This window comes from Bradyrhizobium elkanii USDA 76, from assembly GCF_023278185.1.
Classification (GTDB): Bacteria; Pseudomonadota; Alphaproteobacteria; order Rhizobiales; family Xanthobacteraceae; genus Bradyrhizobium; species Bradyrhizobium elkanii.
Window position 1 is genome coordinate 8,013,646 of the sequence record NZ_CP066356.1, and the last position, 18,182, is coordinate 8,031,827.

At 65.6% G+C, this 18,182-nt stretch carries 19 protein-coding genes; 6 read left to right on the top strand and 13 right to left on the bottom strand.

Going from position 1 to position 18,182, the window contains the following annotated elements; translation table 11 throughout:
• Positions 1-107: 107 nt before the first annotated feature.
• Genes JEY66_RS37915 through JEY66_RS37925 form a run of 3 tightly spaced genes read right to left on the bottom strand, consistent with a single transcriptional unit; the run spans position 108 to position 3,966 of the window.
• A complete protein-coding gene (locus JEY66_RS37915) occupies positions 108-1,235 on the bottom strand; it encodes a nickel/cobalt transporter (protein WP_016842608.1) in 1,128 nt (375 codons plus the stop codon).
• A complete protein-coding gene (locus tag JEY66_RS37920) occupies positions 1,226-1,864 on the bottom strand; it encodes a DUF1007 family protein (RefSeq protein ID WP_018269704.1) in 639 nt (212 codons plus the stop codon). The genes JEY66_RS37915 and JEY66_RS37920 overlap by 10 nt, the downstream gene beginning before the upstream one ends.
• A 14-nt stretch (positions 1,865-1,878) precedes the next feature.
• Positions 1,879-3,966 (bottom strand): M3 family metallopeptidase, encoded by a 2,088-nt coding sequence (locus tag JEY66_RS37925; RefSeq protein WP_018269703.1) that lies wholly within the window; start codon positions 3,964-3,966, stop codon positions 1,879-1,881.
• 130 nt (positions 3,967-4,096) lie between these two features.
• On the opposite strand from JEY66_RS37925, the gene JEY66_RS37930 reads away from it, so the two are divergent.
• From JEY66_RS37930 to JEY66_RS37955, 6 genes are all read left to right on the top strand, one after another.
• Positions 4,097-4,357, top strand: coding sequence for a hypothetical protein (locus JEY66_RS37930; RefSeq protein WP_016842602.1), 261 nt, complete (start codon positions 4,097-4,099; stop codon positions 4,355-4,357).
• Between the two features lie 671 nt (positions 4,358-5,028).
• Positions 5,029-6,171, top strand: coding sequence for a type III PLP-dependent enzyme (locus JEY66_RS37935; RefSeq protein WP_016842601.1), 1,143 nt, complete (start codon positions 5,029-5,031; stop codon positions 6,169-6,171).
• Between the two features lie 130 nt (positions 6,172-6,301).
• Entirely contained in the window at positions 6,302-6,919 is a 618-nt protein-coding gene (locus JEY66_RS37940; protein ID WP_018269702.1) for a GNAT family N-acetyltransferase, read from the top strand.
• A gap of 11 nt (positions 6,920-6,930) precedes the next feature.
• Complete coding sequence (locus JEY66_RS37945; protein WP_016842599.1) at positions 6,931-7,098, top strand: hypothetical protein; 168 nt, start codon at positions 6,931-6,933, stop codon at positions 7,096-7,098.
• 91 nt (positions 7,099-7,189) lie between these two features.
• Positions 7,190-7,579 carry a RidA family protein gene (locus tag JEY66_RS37950; RefSeq protein WP_016842598.1) on the top strand — a complete coding sequence of 130 codons (390 nt, stop codon included), beginning with the start codon at positions 7,190-7,192 and terminating at the stop codon, positions 7,577-7,579.
• 40 nt (positions 7,580-7,619) lie between these two features.
• Positions 7,620-9,062 carry a homospermidine synthase gene (locus JEY66_RS37955; protein WP_026192216.1) on the top strand — a complete coding sequence of 481 codons (1,443 nt, stop codon included), beginning with the start codon at positions 7,620-7,622 and terminating at the stop codon, positions 9,060-9,062.
• Positions 9,063-9,191: 129 nt separating this feature from the next.
• Here JEY66_RS37955 and JEY66_RS37960 read toward each other — a convergent pair whose 3' ends face one another.
• The 10 genes from JEY66_RS37960 to JEY66_RS38005 form a co-directional block, all read right to left on the bottom strand.
• Entirely contained in the window at positions 9,192-9,932 is a 741-nt protein-coding gene (locus JEY66_RS37960; RefSeq protein WP_016842596.1) for an acetoacetate decarboxylase, read from the bottom strand.
• Between the two features lie 119 nt (positions 9,933-10,051).
• Positions 10,052-10,384: a hypothetical protein gene (locus JEY66_RS37965; protein WP_018269701.1), complete on the bottom strand. Its 333-nt coding sequence runs from the start codon at positions 10,382-10,384 to the stop codon at positions 10,052-10,054.
• An 81-nt stretch (positions 10,385-10,465) separates the two neighbouring features.
• Positions 10,466-11,182: an MgtC/SapB family protein gene (locus JEY66_RS37970; RefSeq protein WP_018269700.1), complete on the bottom strand. Its 717-nt coding sequence runs from the start codon at positions 11,180-11,182 to the stop codon at positions 10,466-10,468.
• A 98-nt stretch (positions 11,183-11,280) separates the two neighbouring features.
• Positions 11,281-12,300, bottom strand: coding sequence for a WD40 repeat domain-containing protein (locus tag JEY66_RS37975; protein WP_018269699.1), 1,020 nt, complete (start codon positions 12,298-12,300; stop codon positions 11,281-11,283).
• Positions 12,300-13,337 carry a CobW family GTP-binding protein gene (locus JEY66_RS37980; RefSeq protein WP_026192215.1) on the bottom strand — a complete coding sequence of 346 codons (1,038 nt, stop codon included), beginning with the start codon at positions 13,335-13,337 and terminating at the stop codon, positions 12,300-12,302. The genes JEY66_RS37975 and JEY66_RS37980 overlap by 1 nt, the downstream gene beginning before the upstream one ends.
• Positions 13,338-13,393: 56 nt before the next feature.
• Entirely contained in the window at positions 13,394-14,266 is an 873-nt protein-coding gene (locus JEY66_RS37985; protein WP_016842590.1) for a metal ABC transporter substrate-binding protein, read from the bottom strand.
• Positions 14,267-14,271: 5 nt separating this feature from the next.
• Complete coding sequence (locus JEY66_RS37990) at positions 14,272-15,141, bottom strand: metal ABC transporter permease (RefSeq protein WP_016842589.1); 870 nt, start codon at positions 15,139-15,141, stop codon at positions 14,272-14,274.
• A 5-nt stretch (positions 15,142-15,146) separates the two neighbouring features.
• Positions 15,147-15,902 carry a metal ABC transporter ATP-binding protein gene (locus JEY66_RS37995; RefSeq protein WP_018269698.1) on the bottom strand — a complete coding sequence of 252 codons (756 nt, stop codon included), beginning with the start codon at positions 15,900-15,902 and terminating at the stop codon, positions 15,147-15,149.
• A gap of 5 nt (positions 15,903-15,907) precedes the next feature.
• Entirely contained in the window at positions 15,908-16,093 is a 186-nt protein-coding gene (locus JEY66_RS38000) for a hypothetical protein (protein WP_016842587.1), read from the bottom strand.
• A gap of 1,094 nt (positions 16,094-17,187) precedes the next feature.
• Positions 17,188-18,105, bottom strand: a complete 918-nt coding sequence (locus JEY66_RS38005) for a LysR family transcriptional regulator (protein ID WP_018269697.1) — start codon at positions 18,103-18,105, stop codon at positions 17,188-17,190.
• Between the last annotated feature and the right edge of the window lie 77 nt (positions 18,106-18,182).

The following is an 18,182-nucleotide window of genomic DNA, read 5'->3' on the forward strand; positions in this document are numbered from 1 at the left end:
CGGGCGTCTCGAAGGATCGACGGCCCGGCTGGTGGCCGTCGACCCTTCGAGACGCGCTACGCGCTCCTCAGGGTGACGGATACGGGACAGCGCCGGACTTAGGGACTTCAAAGGCACGTCGCCCGCTCGGCCGCGACGTAGCCGAACAGCAGGCCGAGCCCGAACAGCAGCACGAGGCCCGCGGCGGCGAATTCCAGGCCGCGCATGATGACCATGCCGCCGCCGTCGCGCGCCGCACTCAGCCGCTCCGCGACGCCGCGCGCCGACACCGCGACGAGCGCGATCGCCGCCACCGTGATGGCGGTGCCGAGCCCCATCACGAAGGTCGCGGCGATGCCGGCCCAGAACAGGCCCTGCGCCAGCGCGAACACCAGCACCAGGATCGCGCCCGAGCATGGCCGGATCCCGACCGTGAGGATCGCACCTAAGCCGCGCCGCCAGCCGCCAGGACCGGCGAGCTCGGCCGGCGTCGGGCCGTGCGAATGGCCGCAATGCTCGTCATGGACGTGTTGCGCGTCATGACCGTGCTCGGGGCCATGGTCATGATGATGCCCGTGATCGTCATGCGCGTGACGATGATGGTGATCATGGCCGTGGTCGTGGTGATCGTGATCATGATGGTCGTGATCGTGCTGATGCGCGCCGGCCATCGCCAGCGCCGGCCCCGGCGCCTGCAGCGCACGGAAGAAGCCGCCGCCCTTGACCCAGACCAGACGGGCGCCGAACGCCGCGATCAGCGCGTAGCTTGCGATCTCGACCGCCTTCTCCGCCCCGCACATGGTCTTCGCGGTCGCGTTGAGCAGCCAGGCACAGATGCCCACGATGAGAACGGCGACCACCGACTGCATCAGCGCCGAGGCGAACGACAGCACGATGCCGCGCCGCGCGGTCTCTCGGTTGGCGACCATGTAGGATGAGATCACCGCCTTGCCGTGGCCGGGGCCGGCGGCATGGAAAATCCCGTAGGCAAAGGAGATCACGAGCAGCGTCCAGACCGCCGAACCGTCGGATTTCGCGGCGCGGATGGTCTGGGAAATCTCGCGGTAAAACTCCGACTGTTTGGCCAACAGCCAGCCGACCAGCCCGCCCTGCGGCTCTGCCGCACGCGGCGCACCGAACGGATTTTGCGCCAGCAGTGCATGAACGGCGCCGTCGAGCAGCGCAAATGCCGCCAGCACGGCAGCGGACACGGCGAGGCCGCGCGTCATGCGCGAGACGATCGGCGTCATGGGCATTCCACCGAGACCTTGTTGGCGAACATCATGCCGAAATTGCCGTTGCCGCCGTCGAGAAAGTTCTGCTCGCCGAGCTTCTGCGCTGCGGCGGTGCCGTCACTGTTCGGCCGTTCGAACTGCATCTTGCAGTCCGCCGCGGCGCCGACCAGCTTGACCGGCTCCTTCTCGGCATACTGGAAGTCGATGAAATAGGTCGGGTCGAACACTTCGAGCGAGAGCTGCCTCGCCTTGAACGGCGTCTTCAGCGGCAAAGTGAAGTGCAACGTCAGCGCCGAATCCTTGTATTCGAGGAAGTAGTCGACCGGTTCGGTGAACTTCTGCTTCTTGCCGTCGCCCTTGGCGAAGGTGAAGTAGGCGTATTCCTTCAGCGACTCGACATTGGTCTGCGCCAGCGGCGCCAGCTCCTCGCGGCTGTAGGCGCCCTTCACCTTGGTCTCGATGCCCTGCAGCGCATAGGTCGAGAACATGTCGTCAAAGGTCCAGGCGTGGCGGACCCCGGTGATGGTGCCGTCGGGCGCGTAGATCAATTCGCTCTTGGCGACGATCCAGACATGCGGATGGGCCTCGGCGGCCGCCGTACCGAGCACGACGGGCACCGCAAGCACGAGCCAGGCGATCAGGCGCTTCAACGACGGCCGCACCTTCAGGCCGCCTCAGGCGTCTCGAGCAGGCCGCGACGGCGCAAAAGCGCGTCCGGCTCGGGCTCGCGGCCGCGGAAGGCGACATAGGCCTCCTCCGGATCGCGCGAGCCGCCCGACGAATAGATGTCGTCATGCAGCCGCTTGGCGGTCGCCGGATCGAAGATGTCGCCGGCCTCCTCGAAGGCGCCGAAGGCGTCGGCGTCCATTACCTCCGACCACATGTAGCTGTAGTAGCCGGAGGCATAGTGGTCGCCGGAGAAGATATGGCCGAACTGGGTCGGCCGGTGCCGCAGCGAGATTTCGGCGGGCATGCCGATCTTCTCCAGCTCCTTCTGTTCGAAGGCGCGGACGTCCCAGCTCGCCGCCGCCGGCTGGGTGTGGAATTCGAGGTCGACCAGCGCCGAGGAGACGAACTCCACGGTGGCAAAGCCCTGGTTGAACTTGCGCGCGGCGAGGAAGCGCTTGAGCAGATCGTCCGGCAGCGCCTCCCCGGTCTGGTAGTGGCGGGCGAAGCGCTGCAGCACCTCGGGCCGCTCCTGCCAGTGCTCATAGAGCTGCGAAGGCAGCTCGACGAAGTCGGTGAACACGCTGGTTCCGGACAGCGACGGATAGGTCACGTTGGACAGCATGCCGTGCAGGCCATGGCCGAACTCGTGGAACAGGGTTCGCGCATCGTCGGGCGACAGCAGCGACGGCGCGCCGTCGGCGCCCTTGGCGAAGTTGCAGACATTGATGACCAGCGGCGCGACGTCGCCGTCGAGCTTCTGCTGGTCGCGCAGCGAGGTCATCCAGGCGCCGGAGCGCTTCGAGGGCCGCGCGAAGTAGTCGCCGTAGAACAGCGCCTTGTGCTGGCCGTCGCGGCCCTTGACCTCCCAGACCCGGACATCCGGATGCCAGACCGGGACGTCCTTGCGTTCCTCGAAGGTGACGCCGAACAGGCGGGTGGCGCAGTCGAACGCGGCCTCGATCATGTGGTCGAGCACCAGATAGGGCTTGATCGCGGAATCGTCGAAATTGGCGCGGCGCTGGCGCAGCTTCTCGGCGTAGTAGCGCCAGTCCCAGGACGCCAAAGTGAAATTGCCGCCCTCCTCCGCGATCAGCGCCTGCAGCGCGTCGCGGTCGGCGAGCGCCCGGGCCCGCGCCGGCTTCCAGACCCGCTCCAGCAGGCCGCGCACGGCCTCCGGCGTCTTGGCCATGGAATCCTCGAGGCGGTAGGCGGCGTAGGTCGGGAAGCCCAGGATCTTGGCGGTCTCCTCGCGCAGCCTGAGGATCTCCACGATGGTCGCGTTGTTGTCGTTGGCGTTGCCATTGTCGCCGCGCGCCGTGAAGGCCTTGTAGACCTTCTCGCGCAGATCGCGCCGCGACGAGCTCTGCAGGAACGGTTCGACCGAGGAGCGCGACAGCGTCACGATCGCCTTGCGGGGCATGCCGCGTTCTTCCGCCGTAGCCTTGGCAGCCGCCACAAATGTGTCGGAGAGGCCGGCGCGGTCGCCCTCGCCGAGCTCCATGAACCACTCCTGCTCGTCGCCGAGCAGATGGTGGCTGAACGAGGTGCCGAGATGGGCGAGGCGCTCGTTGATCTCGGCCATGCGGGCCTTTGCCGCATCGTCGAGCCCGGCGCCGGAGCGGCGGAAGCGGGTGTAGGTGCGCTCCAGCAGCCGCATCTGCTCGCCGGTCAGGCCGAGCGAGGCGCGCTTCTCATGCAGCATGGCGATGCGGCCAAACAGCACAGCGTTCATCATGATCGGATTCCAGTGCCGCGCCATTCGGGGCGACACTTCCTTGTCGATCTCCAGGATCGCCGGGCTCGAATGCGCCGAGACGAGGTCGTAGAACACCGCCGCGACCTTCGACAGCAGTTTGCCGGAGCGCTCCAGCGCCGTGATGGTGTTGTCGAAGTCGGGCAGCGCCGGATCGTGGGTGATCGCAGCCACTTCCGCCGAATGGTCGGCGAAGGCCTGCTCGAAAGCGGGGAGGAAATGCTCCGGCTTGATCTCGGCGAAGGGCGGCGTCTCGAGCGGCGTCCGCCATGCCTTCAGGAGGGGGTTGGCAAGGGCCTGAGCCTTGGCGTCTGCGCTGGTTCCTGACATCGAATGTCCCGTTTTTCGCCTTGAAAATGCTGCCCAATCTATATCACGCGATACGGCATTTTTGGGCCTTTTGCGCTTGATAGATGGGCACTTTTCGGAGAGATTGCGCCCCCTGAACAGGACCTATTCCATGACCATGCAGCCCTCCACCTCAACCAACCGCACCATCGCCTGGCCGAGCGTCATCACCGTGATCTCGGCGGCGATCCTGATCGGCGCGGAAGTGTTCGGCGCGGCGTTCGCCGGCGGCTGGGCGCTCGCGATCCTGCTCGGGCTCGACGACGTCGCCGCGCACATCCTGCAGGCGGTGCTGTTCGGCATCGGCGTACTGATCATGATCGCCTTCATCCGCGCAGCGCAGCGTGTCGAGCCGTTCACGCGTCGCGCGTGAGCTTGAGCGATTCAAGAAAGCACTGCGGCACAGGGCTAAAACGCACACACGCTTCGTTAGTCATTCTTAACAGCCGTTCATCCTCAGCGCGTCCGACGCGTGCTGCGCGCGACATCGCAAGCACGCGTTAGGGAAATTTGTCGCTATCGCAAAAAAATTCTTGCGCCACGAAGTCAAAAGACTTATTTCGTGCCTTGCCCAATTTCGCACGTGCCTGTGGTCGTGTGTCAGTCGGTAGGTATCCGGACAAGAGGCCGGACAGCCGCCAAGGGGTGGAAGAACCGAGGGTCGCTTACGTCCATCAGGACACGAGGCGGCCAGCATCTCTCTCCAGGGATGCCGTTGAAGGTCTCACCACTCTTTGCAACCGTGACTGGCAGCCGGAGGCGAACCGGCGCACCCCGCTCTCAACGGGGGACGCGACTTAAAGCAACGACGGATCGGGCTTTTTTGGTCTCTACCGGCGGTCCAACGCCGGCCCGGGCTACTGAAAAGGCTTGTCCTTCATTGCCAGGTGATCGGGCGGGAAACTCTCCCAACCAATCCACGGCAGCACAGTCTGGTTTGAGTCTCTTGGCCTCAACGCGCCTCCATCGCGCGATGTGGCCGAAGCGCTCTTACCCGACGTCACGTTGATGCGGATCCCGTCGCTGGGGCCGTTGGAGAGTGCCATGACTGAACGTATCCAGGAATTCCTGCGCAACCGCCGCCAGGATGGTCTCGACACCGAGCCGTGCCTCGTCGTCGACCTCGAAGTCGTGCGCGACAACTACCAGACCTTCGCGAAGGCGCTGCCGGACAGCCGGGTGTTCTACGCGGTGAAGGCCAATCCTGCGCCCGAAGTGCTGTCGCTGCTCGCCTCGCTCGGCTCCTGCTTCGACACCGCGACCGTCGCGGAGATCGAGATGGCGCTGGCCGCCGGTGCGACGCCGGACCGCATCTCCTATGGCAACACGATCAAGAAGGAGCGCGACATCGCGCGTGCCTTCGCGCTCGGCATTCGCCTGTTCGCGGTCGACTGCGCCGCCGAAGTCGAGAAGGTCGCTCGTGCCGCCCCCGGCGCCAAGGTGTTCTGCCGCATCCTCTATGACTGCGCCGGCGCCGAGTGGCCGCTGTCGCGCAAGTTCGGCTGCGACCCGGAGATGGCGGTCGAGGTGCTCGACCTCGCCAAGCGCCTGGGTCTGGAGCCGTGCGGCATCTCGTTCCATGTCGGCTCGCAGCAGCGCAAGGTGAAGGCGTGGGACCGCGCGCTCGCGATGGCGTCGACCGTGTTCCGTGACTGCGCCGAGCGCGGGATCAACCTCACCATGGTCAACATGGGCGGCGGCTTCCCGACCAAGTACCTCAAGGACGTTCCGCCGGTCCTGCAATATGGCCGGTCGATTTTCCGCGCGCTGCGCAAGCATTTCGGCAACCAGATCCCGGAGACGATCATCGAGCCGGGCCGCGGCATGGTCGGCAATGCCGGAATCATCGAGACCGAAGTCGTTCTGATCTCGAAGAAGAGCGACGAGGACGAGGTGCGCTGGGTCTATCTCGACATCGGCAAGTTCGGCGGTCTCGCCGAGACGATGGACGAATCGATCCGCTACGCCATCCGCACGCCGCATGACGGGGCGGACATGACGCCGTGCGTGCTCGCGGGCCCGACCTGCGACAGCGCCGACGTGCTGTACGAGAAGCTGCCGTATCCGCTTCCGGTGACGCTCGAGATCGGCGACAAGCTGCTGATCGAAGGCACCGGCGCCTATACGTCGACCTACTCGTCGGTGGCGTTCAACGGCATTCCGCCGTTGAAGACCTACCACATCTGACCCGCCTCCTTCTCGAGGCCCGATAAACCGGGAGCCGGCCCCGCCGGCTCCTCCCCGATCATTTTTGATTTTCCTGAACGACGCTTGCCGCGGCGTACGACACGCCGTTGCAAGCGGGGACTGACGTGCCATGACTGCAAGACGGAACACCCCCGTTGCCCTCATCCGAGATGCCGCCCCGTTCGCGATCCGTGCGGAGCGTGGCTCGGACGTCGTCGCACGCGAAGCGCTGCTGGATGCCTGCTTTGGCCCGAATCGCCATACGCGCACCTGCCAGCGCCTGCGCGACGGACGCGCGCCCGCCGAAGGCCTGAGCCTTGCGGCCGTGCGCCAGGACGGCCGGCTGGTTGGAACCGTGCGGTTGTGGCACGTCAGCGCGGGGGGCCGCAGCGCGCTGATGCTGGGGCCGCTGGCAGTCGACGACGACTGCCGCGGCCTCGGCGTCGGCGCCGCGCTGATGCAGCGTGCGCTGGCGGTCGCCAAGGCGCGCGGCCACGGCGCCCTGATCCTGCTTGGCGATGCGCCCTACTACGCCCGCTTCGGCTTCACCGCCGCCAAGACCGGCGAACTGTCGCTGCCGGGCACGTTCGAGCGCGAGCGGCTGCTCGGCCTCGAGCTTGTCGCGGGCGCGCTGGACGGCGCTTGGGGCATGATCACGCCGACCGGCGCGCCGCTGCCCGAGGCCAAGGCATCGCGGACGCGATCCCGGACCCGGAAGGCACCGCTCGCCGTGCCGCACGCGGCGTAAGGCGGGCCGTCATGTCGGAGCACATTCCCATCACCGATGGCGCGCGCCCGCGTTGGCGCGGCCTCGTCACCACGGTCATGCTGATCCTGATCTCGGTGATGATCGTCAGGGATATCCTGGTCCGGCGCTGGACCGGCACGCCGCCATCGCCGCCCGACGCCACGCTCCAGTCCCACTAACGCCGGCCGCGCCAGGCCTGAACCAAGGGGTTGCGCGGGCGGCAAAAATGCCCGTAAACCCCGCGCAAAGCCATTTTCAGTCGAGGCCCAGATGTCCCGCCGCCTGATTTCCACCGGCTCGCCCTTTGAGAAGATCGCCGGCTACAGCCGCGCCGTGATCGACGGCGACTTCGCCTTCGTCGCGGGAACCACCGGCTATGACTACGCCACGATGACCATGCCGTCAGATGTCACGAGCCAGTCACGGAACTGCTTCAAGACCATCGAGGCCGCCCTCAAGGAGGGAGGCTTTGCGATGGCCGACATCGTCCGCGCGACCTACTACCTCACCGATGCCCGTGACGTGGATGCCCATTTCGCGGTCTGCGGCGAGGTCCTCGGCGACATCCGCCCGGCCGCAACGATGCTGATCGTCGCAGGGCTCTACAAGCCCGAGATGAAGGTCGAGATCGAAGTCACCGCGAAGCGTCGCAACCCCTGATCCACTCTATCCGCCGCTAGGCACTCTCCTGGAGAAAATGATGAGCCCCGCCTCGCAGATCTACGCGAAGATCACAGGTCCCATTGTCATGATCGGCTTCGGCTCGATCGGCAAAGGCACGCTGCCTTTGATCGAGCGGCATCTCGATTACGACAAGTCACGCGTCACCGTGATCGACCCCAAGGACGAGGGCCGCAAGGCGCATTGCGAGAAGCACAACGTCAAATTCATCCAGAAGGCCGTGACCAGGGACAATTATCGCGACCTGCTGAGCCCGCTGCTCACTGAAGGCGGCGGCCAGGGCTTTTGCGTCAATCTGTCGGTCGATACCGGCTCGACCGACATCATGGAGCTCTGCAACGAACTCGGCGCTCTCTATATCGACACCGTCAACGAGCCATGGCTCGGCTTTTATTTCGATTCGTCGAAGGGCCCGGAAGCGCGCTCCAACTACGCCCTTCGCGAAGTGACACTGGCGGCCAAGAAGGCTCGTCCCGCGGGCTCGACGACGGCCGTCTCCTGCTGTGGCGCCAATCCCGGCATGGTCTCGTTCTTCGTCAAGCAGGCGCTGCTCAACGTCGCCGCCGATCTGAAGCTCAATGCCCCGAAGCCGAAGACCAAGGCCGAATGGGCGGACTTAATGCGGCAGGCCGGCGTGAAGGGCATCCACATCGCCGAACGCGACACCCAGCGCTCGAAGTCGCCGAAAGAGCCTGACGTCTTCGTCAACACCTGGTCGGTGGAAGGTTTCCTGTCGGAAGGCGTGCAGCCGTCCGAACTCGGTTGGGGCACCCATGAGAAATGGATGCCCGAGAATGCGCACACCCACGAAGCCGGTTGCGGCGCAGCCATCTATCTGATGCAGCCCGGCGCCAACACGCGCGTGCGCACCTGGTGCCCGACCCGCGGCGCGCAGTATGGCTTCCTCGTCACCCACAACGAGTCGATCTCGATCGCCGATTACTTCACGGTGCGTGACGCATCGGGCACGGCGATCTATCGGCCGACCTGCCACTATGCCTATCACCCGGCCGACGACGCCGTGCTGTCGCTGCACGAAATGTTCGGCCGCGCAGCGAAGATGCAGGAAAAGCACCACATCCTCGACGAGAACGAGATCGTCGACGGCATCGACGAGCTCGGCGTGCTGCTGTTCGGCCATGACAACAATGCCTACTGGTACGGCTCGCAGCTCTCCATCGAGGAGACCCGCAAGCTCGCGCCCTATCAGAACGCCACCGGCCTGCAGGTGACGTCCGCCGTGCTCGGCGGCATGGTGTGGGCGCTGGAAAACCCGAACGAAGGCATCGTCGAGGCCGACGAGATGGACTTCGATCGTCTCTTGGAAATCCAGCTGCCGTATCTCGGCCCGGTGAAGGGCTTCTACACCGACTGGACCCCGCTGACGGATCGTCCGGGACTGTTTCCGGAAGATATCGACACCAGCGATCCCTGGCAGTTCAAGAATATTCTGGTGCGCTGACCCGAAAGGTCATTCCGGGATGCGCGCTTCGGCGCGCAGACCCGGGATCTCGAGATGGTTGCGGGAGATTCTCCGGTGCGCGAGTGCGCACCGTCGTTCATCGCCACCACGATCTCCGGAATGACTTCGTCATCTCGCCATGTAGTCGAACGCGACCGAGCCGAGGCCGAGCGTCAGGTCCGCCTTGAAATGCAGCGCCGAGACCACCTCGCGCACCGGCAGGCGGGCGACGTCGCACAGCGCGTGCGGAAACAGCCCGAGCGCCGCGGGACCGGTCCAGGCCTCCTTCAGCGTGATGTCTTCCAGATGAAACCGCACCAGCTCGCAGATCCGCGGGCTGCCGTCGACATGCGGGATGATTTTCAGAATGAAGTTCGGCGCCGTCATCGATTTCAGCACGGTGTCGAGGTCGACCTTGCGGTGCTTGTAGCCCATGGTGGCGGAGGCGCAGAGCACCGAGCCGTAATGCAGCGAGCCGACCAGCACGTCGCTCTCGACCTCGATCCTGGGCTTTGCCAGCTTCTTCGGAAATCCCCACAGCTCGCGGCCGCCGGCGATCGGACCCTCGTCGTCGAGATACATCGCCTGGGTGTAGGCCCCCTCCTCGCCCCTGAAGCGAACCGGGATCACCTGCCCGGTCTCGGTGTAGTCGCCGAAGCCGGTCGAGTCCGGCATGCGGATGAACTCGTACTTCACCACCGGCTCGGCGACCTCAAGCGGCTCCGGCACCACGGCGGCGAGCGCTTCCGGGTCGGTCTTGTAGGTGATGATGAAATATTCGCGGTCGAAGAACCGGTAGGGCCCCGGCGGAAACGACGGGTTGGTGAGCGGCATCGAATAGGCGGTGCGCCGGACGTCCTCGATCTTCATGGCAGGCCCATCTGTCGTTGGCGAGACGACAGATTATGGAGGGCGCCGGCGGCGGAGGCGAGACCGTATAATCGGCAGCGTCCGTCAAATCCGCGTCACAATGCGAGCCTGCGGCGCGCTTACTTTTTCTCGATCGGCGGCGCGGTCTTCTCCGCGGGCGCGGGCGGCAGTACCGGCTTGGCGCCGGACTTCTGTGCTTCATCGTCGGGACGCGCGGGCTGCGGCGCCGGCGTGGTCGGCCGGTCGCCGCCCGGCTTCGATTCGGCCGGCGGCGCGGTTTTCTGCGGCTCGGGCGTCGGCGTCGGTTGCAGCGGCTGGGTCGCCTGCGCGATCTCCTGCGGCGGGGCGGCATTGATCGCGTGCAGCGAAAGCACCGCGATCGCAACGCCCGCCGCCACCAACGTCGAGGCGATCAGCATGTCGATTCGCAACCTGGTCCGATCCGCAGCCATCTCGTTCACCTGCGCCTTGTCCGCGAGGTCAACGATCCTGCCACGGCATGGTTCCGAAGCGGCGCCTGCGGGAACCTCGGCTCAATCCGTGGTGCTGACCTCCCAGGTCGCGTGCCGCACGCCGGGTTGATGCTGCAGGTCGACCACCACCGCGTTCAATTCGTTGGGCTCGACCGCGGTCGAGACCAGTGTCGCCACGATCTCGAGAAAGTCGTCGCCGGCCTCGACCACGTCGACATCGGCGACCGGATAGTTGGCTGCTTCCAGCTTCTCGACCAGGCGGTCGCGCATGTCGGGCAATGCCTCGGGAGTCACCGCGAGCTTGAAATAGTAGGTCGCCTCCGAGGCCTTCTCGTTCAGCGGGATGCGGTTGATGGCGTTGACCAGCGGACGCAGCAGCGTGTTGCCGGCGATCACGAACACGGTCAGCGCCGCCGCCTGCGCCACGAGGTCAGCACCGGCGCAGGAGCCGACCGCGGCCGAGGCCCACAGCGTGGCCGCGGTGTTGAGGCCGCGCACGTCCATGCCCTGCTTCATGATGACGCCGGCGCCGAGGAAGCCGATCCCCGACACCACATAGGCGATCACCCGCACCGCGCCGTCGGCGCCGGCCAGATGCATCGCGAGGTCGACGAAGGCGGCAGCGCCGACCGCGACCAGTACATTGGTGCGCAGCCCCGCGGTGCGCTGCCGGTACTGCCGCTCGGCGCCGATCAGGGTGCCGAGCACAAAGGCCGTGGTCAGGCTGACCAGCGTGTCGATGAAGTCGGCGAGCTGGAACGTGGTGAGAAATCGCATGACGCTGCGGCCCCGGCGCGAGCTTCGTCTTTTGACGCGTCTTCTTCACGCGAACCGGTACCCACTTCGCTCGAAAACGCTTCGTCTGCCGCGATCTCTTACATTTCCGCGATGCCCGCGTCACCATCTTCCGTGCCGAAGGCGAGCAGCGTGCCCTTGGCATTCCATCCGAGCGCCGACACCGCCGTGCCGGCGTTCCGGCGCACCAGGATCTCGGCGCCGTCCTCGAGGCGGACCATCAGCACGGTGCCGTCGGCATAGCCGACCGCCATGATGTCGTTCTTCGGATGGCAGGCGACCACCGCGACCCGCGCCGGCATCGGCGCCAGCATCGCCGGCTCCTTGCCCATCGGGCCGTCCTTGCTGGTGAACGGCCAGACGATCACGGTATCGGCGCCCGAGGTTGCGAGCCCCTTGCCGCCGACGCTCCATGACATCGAGCGGACGCGGCCGGGATAGCCGCTCATCCGCATGTGCCTGTTGTCGGCGAGCCGCCAGCCATGCATCGCCGGCTCGTGCATCGCGGTGACGAGGAATTTGTTGTCCGGGCTGAACATGACGGCGAGATGCGAGCCGGCCCATTCCAGAAACTCCGGATTGGCCGCCATGTTGGGAAACCACAAGGTCACGCCATTGTAATGCGCGATCGCAAGCCGCAGGCCCTTCGGCGCAAAGGCAAGTCCGCCGACGGTCGACGGCACCTCGAAGGTTTTCTCTTCGCCCTTGGGATTGCGCACAAAGGCGGTCTTGCCCGCCGACCATGCCACGGTGCCGTCGCTGTGCAGCGCGACATTGTCGATCCAACGCCGCTTGGCGTCGGTCGCAATGACAGAGGTCTCGCCCTTGGCATCGATCGCGATCAGCTTGCCGTCGTCACCGCCGGTGACGAGCCGCTTGCCGTCGGAGGCGGCGCACAGGATGGCGCCGAAATGCGTCTCCGTCCGTGTGATCTCGCCGTCGGCGGTCGCGATCGCAACACCCTCCTCGGCGCCGACGAAGAACGCGCGGTCGCCGAGGAAATGCACGGACCCCACCGCCACGCCGAGCGGCAGCGGCTTGACGCGGTCGGTGATCGAAACGATGGAAGAAGGGGCCTCGCCCGGATCGAACTCTTTCATCACGTGGTGATGCACTGCTCGAAGCCGTCGCGGATCGCCTGCTCGGGCAGTTCGCGACCGATGAACACGACGCGGCTCTCGCGCTTCTCGCCGTCCTTCCATTTCCGCTGATGGTCGCCCTCCAGCATCATGTGGACGCCCTGGAACACATAGCGGTCGTCATCGCCGGTGAAGGCGAGGATGCCCTTCGAGCGCAGGATCTTCTGGCCCTCGGTGGCGACGAGCTGCTGCAGCCAGGGCATGAACTTGGTCGGGTCGAGCGGCTTCTCCGAACGCAGCGACAGCGACTGCATGTCCTCGTCGTGATAATGCTTCAACCCGCCATGGCCATTGTCGTGATCATGGTGGTGATGATGATCGTGATCATGGTCGTGATCGTCGCCGGCCTCGAGGAAATCGGGCTCGATCTCCAGGATGCGGTCGAGATCGAACGCGCCGCGCTCCAGCACATCGGTCAACCCGACCTGGCAACGCTCGGTGCGGTGCAGCTTGGCATAGGGATTGATGCCGCGGATGCGGGCTTCGACCTCGGCGAGCTCGGGCTTGGAGACCAGGTCGGTCTTGTTCAGCACGATGACGTCGGCGAACGCGATCTGGTTCTTGGCTTCCGGCGCGTCCTTGAGGCGGTCGCTCAGCCATTTGGCGTCGGCGACGGTCACGACCGCGTCGAGCCGGGCGTTCTTCTGCACGTCCTCGTCGACGAAGAAGGTCTGCGCGACCGGCGCCGGATCGGCAAGGCCGGTGGTCTCGACGATGATGGCGTCGAACTTGCCCTTGCGCTTCATCAGGCCGTCCATGATGCGGACGAGGTCGCCGCGCACGGTGCAGCAGACGCAGCCATTGTTCATCTCGAACACTTCCTCATCGGCGCCGATGATGAGGTCGTTATCGATGCCGATCTCGCCGAATTCGTTGACGATGACGGCGTATTTCTTGCCGTGGTTTTCCGACAGGATGCGGTTCAACAGCGTGGTCTTGCCGGCGCCGAGATAGCCTGTCAGCACGGTCACAGGAATTTTTTGCGAAGCTTCAGCCATAACAACTCCGAAGGAACTTGGATCACGGCACTCAGCCCGGCAGGGAGGCCCCTGCCCTACTCGGCGAGCGCGCTGGTCAGGGCCTTTATATTGTGCCTGACCATATCAATGTAAGTGGGTGCATCGCCCTTTTCGGCCGTCAAACCGTCCGAATACAGGGTGCCGCCGACCCGGGCGCCGGTCTCGGCCGCGATCCGCTCGATCAGGCGGGGATCGCTGATATTTTCGAGAAAAACTGCCGGAATTTTCGCAAGCTTGATCTGGGCGATGATTGCGGCGATATCGCGCGCGCTTGGCTCGGAATCGGTGGACACGCTGAGCGGCGAGAAGAACGTGACCCCGTAGGCATCGGCGAAATAGCCGAAGGCGCCATGGGTCGAGATCACCTTGCGCCGCGCCTCCGGCACTTTCGCCACCGCCTCGTGCACCTCGCGGTCGAGCGCCTCGAGCTTGGCAAGATAGGCGTCGGCATTGGCCTTGAAGATGGCTGCCTGGTCGGGGGCCGCGGCGATCAAACCGTCGCGAATGTTGACGACATAGATCTTCGCATTGGCCACGGATTGCCAGGCATGCGGATCGTCATGGCCGCCCATTTTCCGTGGCATGATCCCCTTGGTCGCCACCGCGACCAACGCCTTGCTGCCCGAGGCCTGCAGCAGCCGCGGCATCCAGCCTTCGAAGCCGAGGCCGTTGATGACCACGAGCTTGGCGTCGGCGACCTTCCTGGCATCAGCCGGCGTCGGCGCGTAGACATGGGCATCGCCGTCGGGCCCGACCAGCGCCGTCACGTCGACATTATTACCGCCGACGTTGCGCACCATGTCGGCGAGGATCGAGAAGCTCGCGACGACGTTGATGCGCTCCGCGGCGCGCGCCGGTCCGCTCGCCAGCAGCAGCGCCAGACCAATCAAGCCGAACAATCGCCGCATCGTACTCACGCCTCGAGATGGCGGCCGGGAAACAGCTGCCGCACCAGGCCGCTGACATTGCCGAACAGCAGCGACACAATATAGAGCCCCGCCGCGACCAGGATGATCGCGGGACCGGAGGGAATCCGGGTCTGGTACGACAGCACCAGCCCGGCATAGCCCGACAGCATCGCGCTCGCCACCGCGATGCAGATCATGGTGGTGATGTCGCGCGACCAGAACCGCGCGATGCCCGCGGGCAGGATCATCAGCCCGACGCCGAGCAGCGTGCCGAGCGCATGGAAGCCGTTGACGAGGTTGACCACGACGAGCGCGAGGAAGGCGAGATGCGCCGGCGCGCCGGCCCGGCTCACGGTGCGCAGAAAGACCGGATCGACGCATTCGATCACCAGCGGGCGATAGATCACCGCGAGCACCAGGAGCGTGAGGGTGGCGTTGAACGCGATCACCAGCAGCGTCTGGTCGTCCATCGCCAGGATGTTGCCGAACAGCACATGCAGCAGGTCGATATTGGTGCCCTTGATCGAAACAATCGTGACGCCGAGCGCGAGCGAGACGAGATAGAAGGTCGCGAGCGAGGCGTCCTCCTTCAGCTCGGTGGTGCGGGCGACGAGGCCGGCGAGCAGCGCCACGGCAAAGCCGGCGATCAGGCCGCCGGTCGTCATCGCGAACAGGTTGAGCCCGGACAGCAGGAAGCCGATCGCCGCTCCCGGCAGGATCGCATGCGCCATGGCGTCGCCGACCAGGCTCATCCGCCGCAGCATCAGGAACACGCCGATCGGCGCACCGCCGAGCGACAGTGCGATCACGGCCGCCAGCGCGCGGCGCATGAACTCGAATTCGGTGAAGGGCGTGACCAGCGCGTCGGATAGCATCGGCGTCAGGCGGCCCGCGAGCGTGGATCGGAGGCGCAGGCCGCGGCGCTGTCGTCGAACGCCTCGCACATCCGCATCGCGACCATCAGATTGTCGGCCGTCAGCGCCTCGGCGGTCGGTCCCCATTTCACCGGGCCGCGTGCCAGCAGCAGCGTCTCCGGGAAATTGTTGCGCACCATGTCGAGGTCGTGCAGCGCCGCCAGCACGGTGCGCCCCTCGCCGTTCCAGCGCTTCACCAGCGCCAGCAAATCGGCTGATGTCTTGGCGTCGATGGCGTTGAACGGTTCGTCGAGCACGATCAGGCGGGCGTCCTGCAACAGCACGCGCGCGAACAGCATGCGCTGGGTCTGGCCGCCGGACAGCGTGCCGATCGGGCGGTTCTCGAAACCGTTGAGGCCGACCGCAGCGAGCGCCGCCAAAATCTTCTTGCGCGCGGCCCCGCCGATGCCGCCGAAGAAGCCGGTCGAGCGCCACAGCCCGGTGCCGACGAAGTCGAACACCGAGATCGGGAAGCTGCGGTCGATGTCGGCAGACTGCGGCAGATAGGCGATGTCGCGATGATCCAGCCCGTCGAGATCGATCACACCGGACAGCGGCTTGAGCACGCCGGCGATGCCGCGCAGCAGGGTCGACTTGCCGGCGCCGTTCGGGCCGATCACGGCGAGCAGCGCACCCGCCTCGACGGCGCCATTGAGATGATGCACCGCCGGGTGGCGGTCATAGCCGAGCGTCACGTCGCGGAAGGTAACAAGGGCAGCCACCGGTCTCACCTCATCGCCAGCCAGACGACCGCCCACAGGCCGGCGCTGACCGCGAGCGCCGCGAGCAGACGGGCCGGCACGGGCATGCGCAGGATCGACCAGTGCGCGGCCTGCGCCGGATGCGCGTGCGGGCCGTGGCCGTGCCCGTGGGGGGCGTGGCCGTGATGGTGGTGGTCGTGGGTATGCGCCATGGAATGACTGTTATATTATAACATAACGCGAGTCTACAAACGAGGAACTCATGGCCGATCCGCAAAATCGGAGGATTTGAGCTGCAGCGGCCGAGTGACGCCCCGGTCGGCAGCTTGGCCCGGAAAACCCGCCTCGACGGGAACCGTTGGCTACCTGCGCCGGAGCGAAGGTACACCTGCGCGTCTCAGATTCAGTGTCGTCCGGCCTTCGCCGGGACGACACTGAGTGTGTGGTGGCGCGTGCAAGACAAACTTCTGCGTTCTCGCGACACGGTTTGCCCGAGCCTTGCTTTTCAATCCGCCCTCTCTTGAACAGAGGGCGCAGGGAAAACCGGGTGCCGATCGGGCCCCGTGCGGGGACTTGACGCGTTTTGCTGAGTTGCCCGACCGGGCAAATCACCGATCGGCGCGTGAGGAAAATACCGGCGGAAGGCCTTCGGCGACGGAGAGGCAGCCCTTATGCGACCAGCACATAGACCAGCATGGCAGCGGTAATCGCCATCCAGACGAGCGAGAGGCGGAAATACAGCAGGTCCCAATTCATGGATACAAACGTACACGCCGGCGCTGACGTCAACCTTTCACCAGGTTAAGGCATCGCGGATTTATTAACTAAGCACGCCAGCGGAATGGATTGGTGGTTGGCACGCCGAAAGACGCCGCTTCGGCCCTCAATTTAGGAACATGGCAATCGCCATGAGGATGACCGGGCTTAGCCCCATCAGCACGACAAACACGCTGTAAAGTAGGTTGCCCATAACGCCGCCCTACGTTGGAAGGGGAGGCTATGCCGGGAGGAACTCATCAAGCCAGTGCAGTTTGTGCCAGCGATTCGAGCTTTTGGAATTAGCCAGTTATCTCAGGTACCTGGCTGGACACCCCCGTAACACTACGGGACGACACAGCTCAGGCAGAGAAAAGGGCGACGAGCGCCACCACCGCCAAAGCGGTAGCGACGCACCCTGCGATCATGACCCAGTCCTGACGCTTCGCCATGCCTGACAGGCTCGTCCTGGCGGCGCAGGTCATATTGACCTAGGTCAACCGGCAAAAATCATTCATCTGCCGTCGAGGCATCACGCAACAAAGCGCCCTCACGCCTCGCGCGCGTAACTCTTCAACCGTGCCTGGAGCACCGCGATCACCTGGTCGCGGACCGGATCGCGGGAGCCTTTCAGCCAGGCGGCGGCGAGCGGCAGGCGGCCGGCGCTGCTGCCGCGCTTCAGGCGGAGCGGCACAAAGCGGACGCCGGGGATCGCCATCCGCGCGGTCCAGCGCGGCACGATGGCAACGCCGAGCCTTGCCGCGACCATGTTGACGATGGTCTGCTTCTCGTCAGCGATCTCCTGGATACGCGGCGTCAGCCCGGCCTCGTCGAACAGTTTTGTCGTCAGATCGTGGCTGTGCGGCCGCGAGCGGCGCTCCGGCACGATCAGGGGCTGATCCGCGATGTCGGGCAGCACGATCTGCTTGCGCCGCGCCAGCCCGTGCTTGTGCGACAGCGCCACCACGGCGGTCTCCTGCAATAGCGGGACAAACTCGATGCGGCGGTCAGGCCGCTCCGGCGGGCGCACGAACGCAAGGTCGAGCGCGCCCGACAATAGCTTCGGCAGCAGCCGGATGGTCTTCTCCTCGAGCAGCTGCACCGCGACGTCGGGATGGGCGGCGCGGAGGTCGCGCAGCAGCGGCGGCAGCAGACCGGCCGCTGCGCTGTCGATCGCGCCGATCCGGAACCGCCGCGCCTGTGGCTTGCGCAGGCGGCGGCGAAAGCCGTTCTCGATCGACTCGGCGCGACCGAGCAGCGCGCGGCCCTCGCGCAGCAGCACAGCGCCGTCCTCGGTCAACGACACCGCGCGCGTGGTGCGCGCGAACAGCCGCACCCCGAGATCCTCTTCCAGCAGCTTGATGTGGCGGCCCAGCGCCGACGGCATCATCTGCAGGCGCTGCGCCGCGCGGCCGAAATGCAGTTCCTCGGCAGCCGCGACGAAGCAGCGAAGCTGGTGCAGTTCCAAGACGTCGCTTCCTTATGCCCCGCATTCGTCATGGCCGGGCTCGTCCCGGCCACCACGTCTTTTCTTTGCCGCCAAGA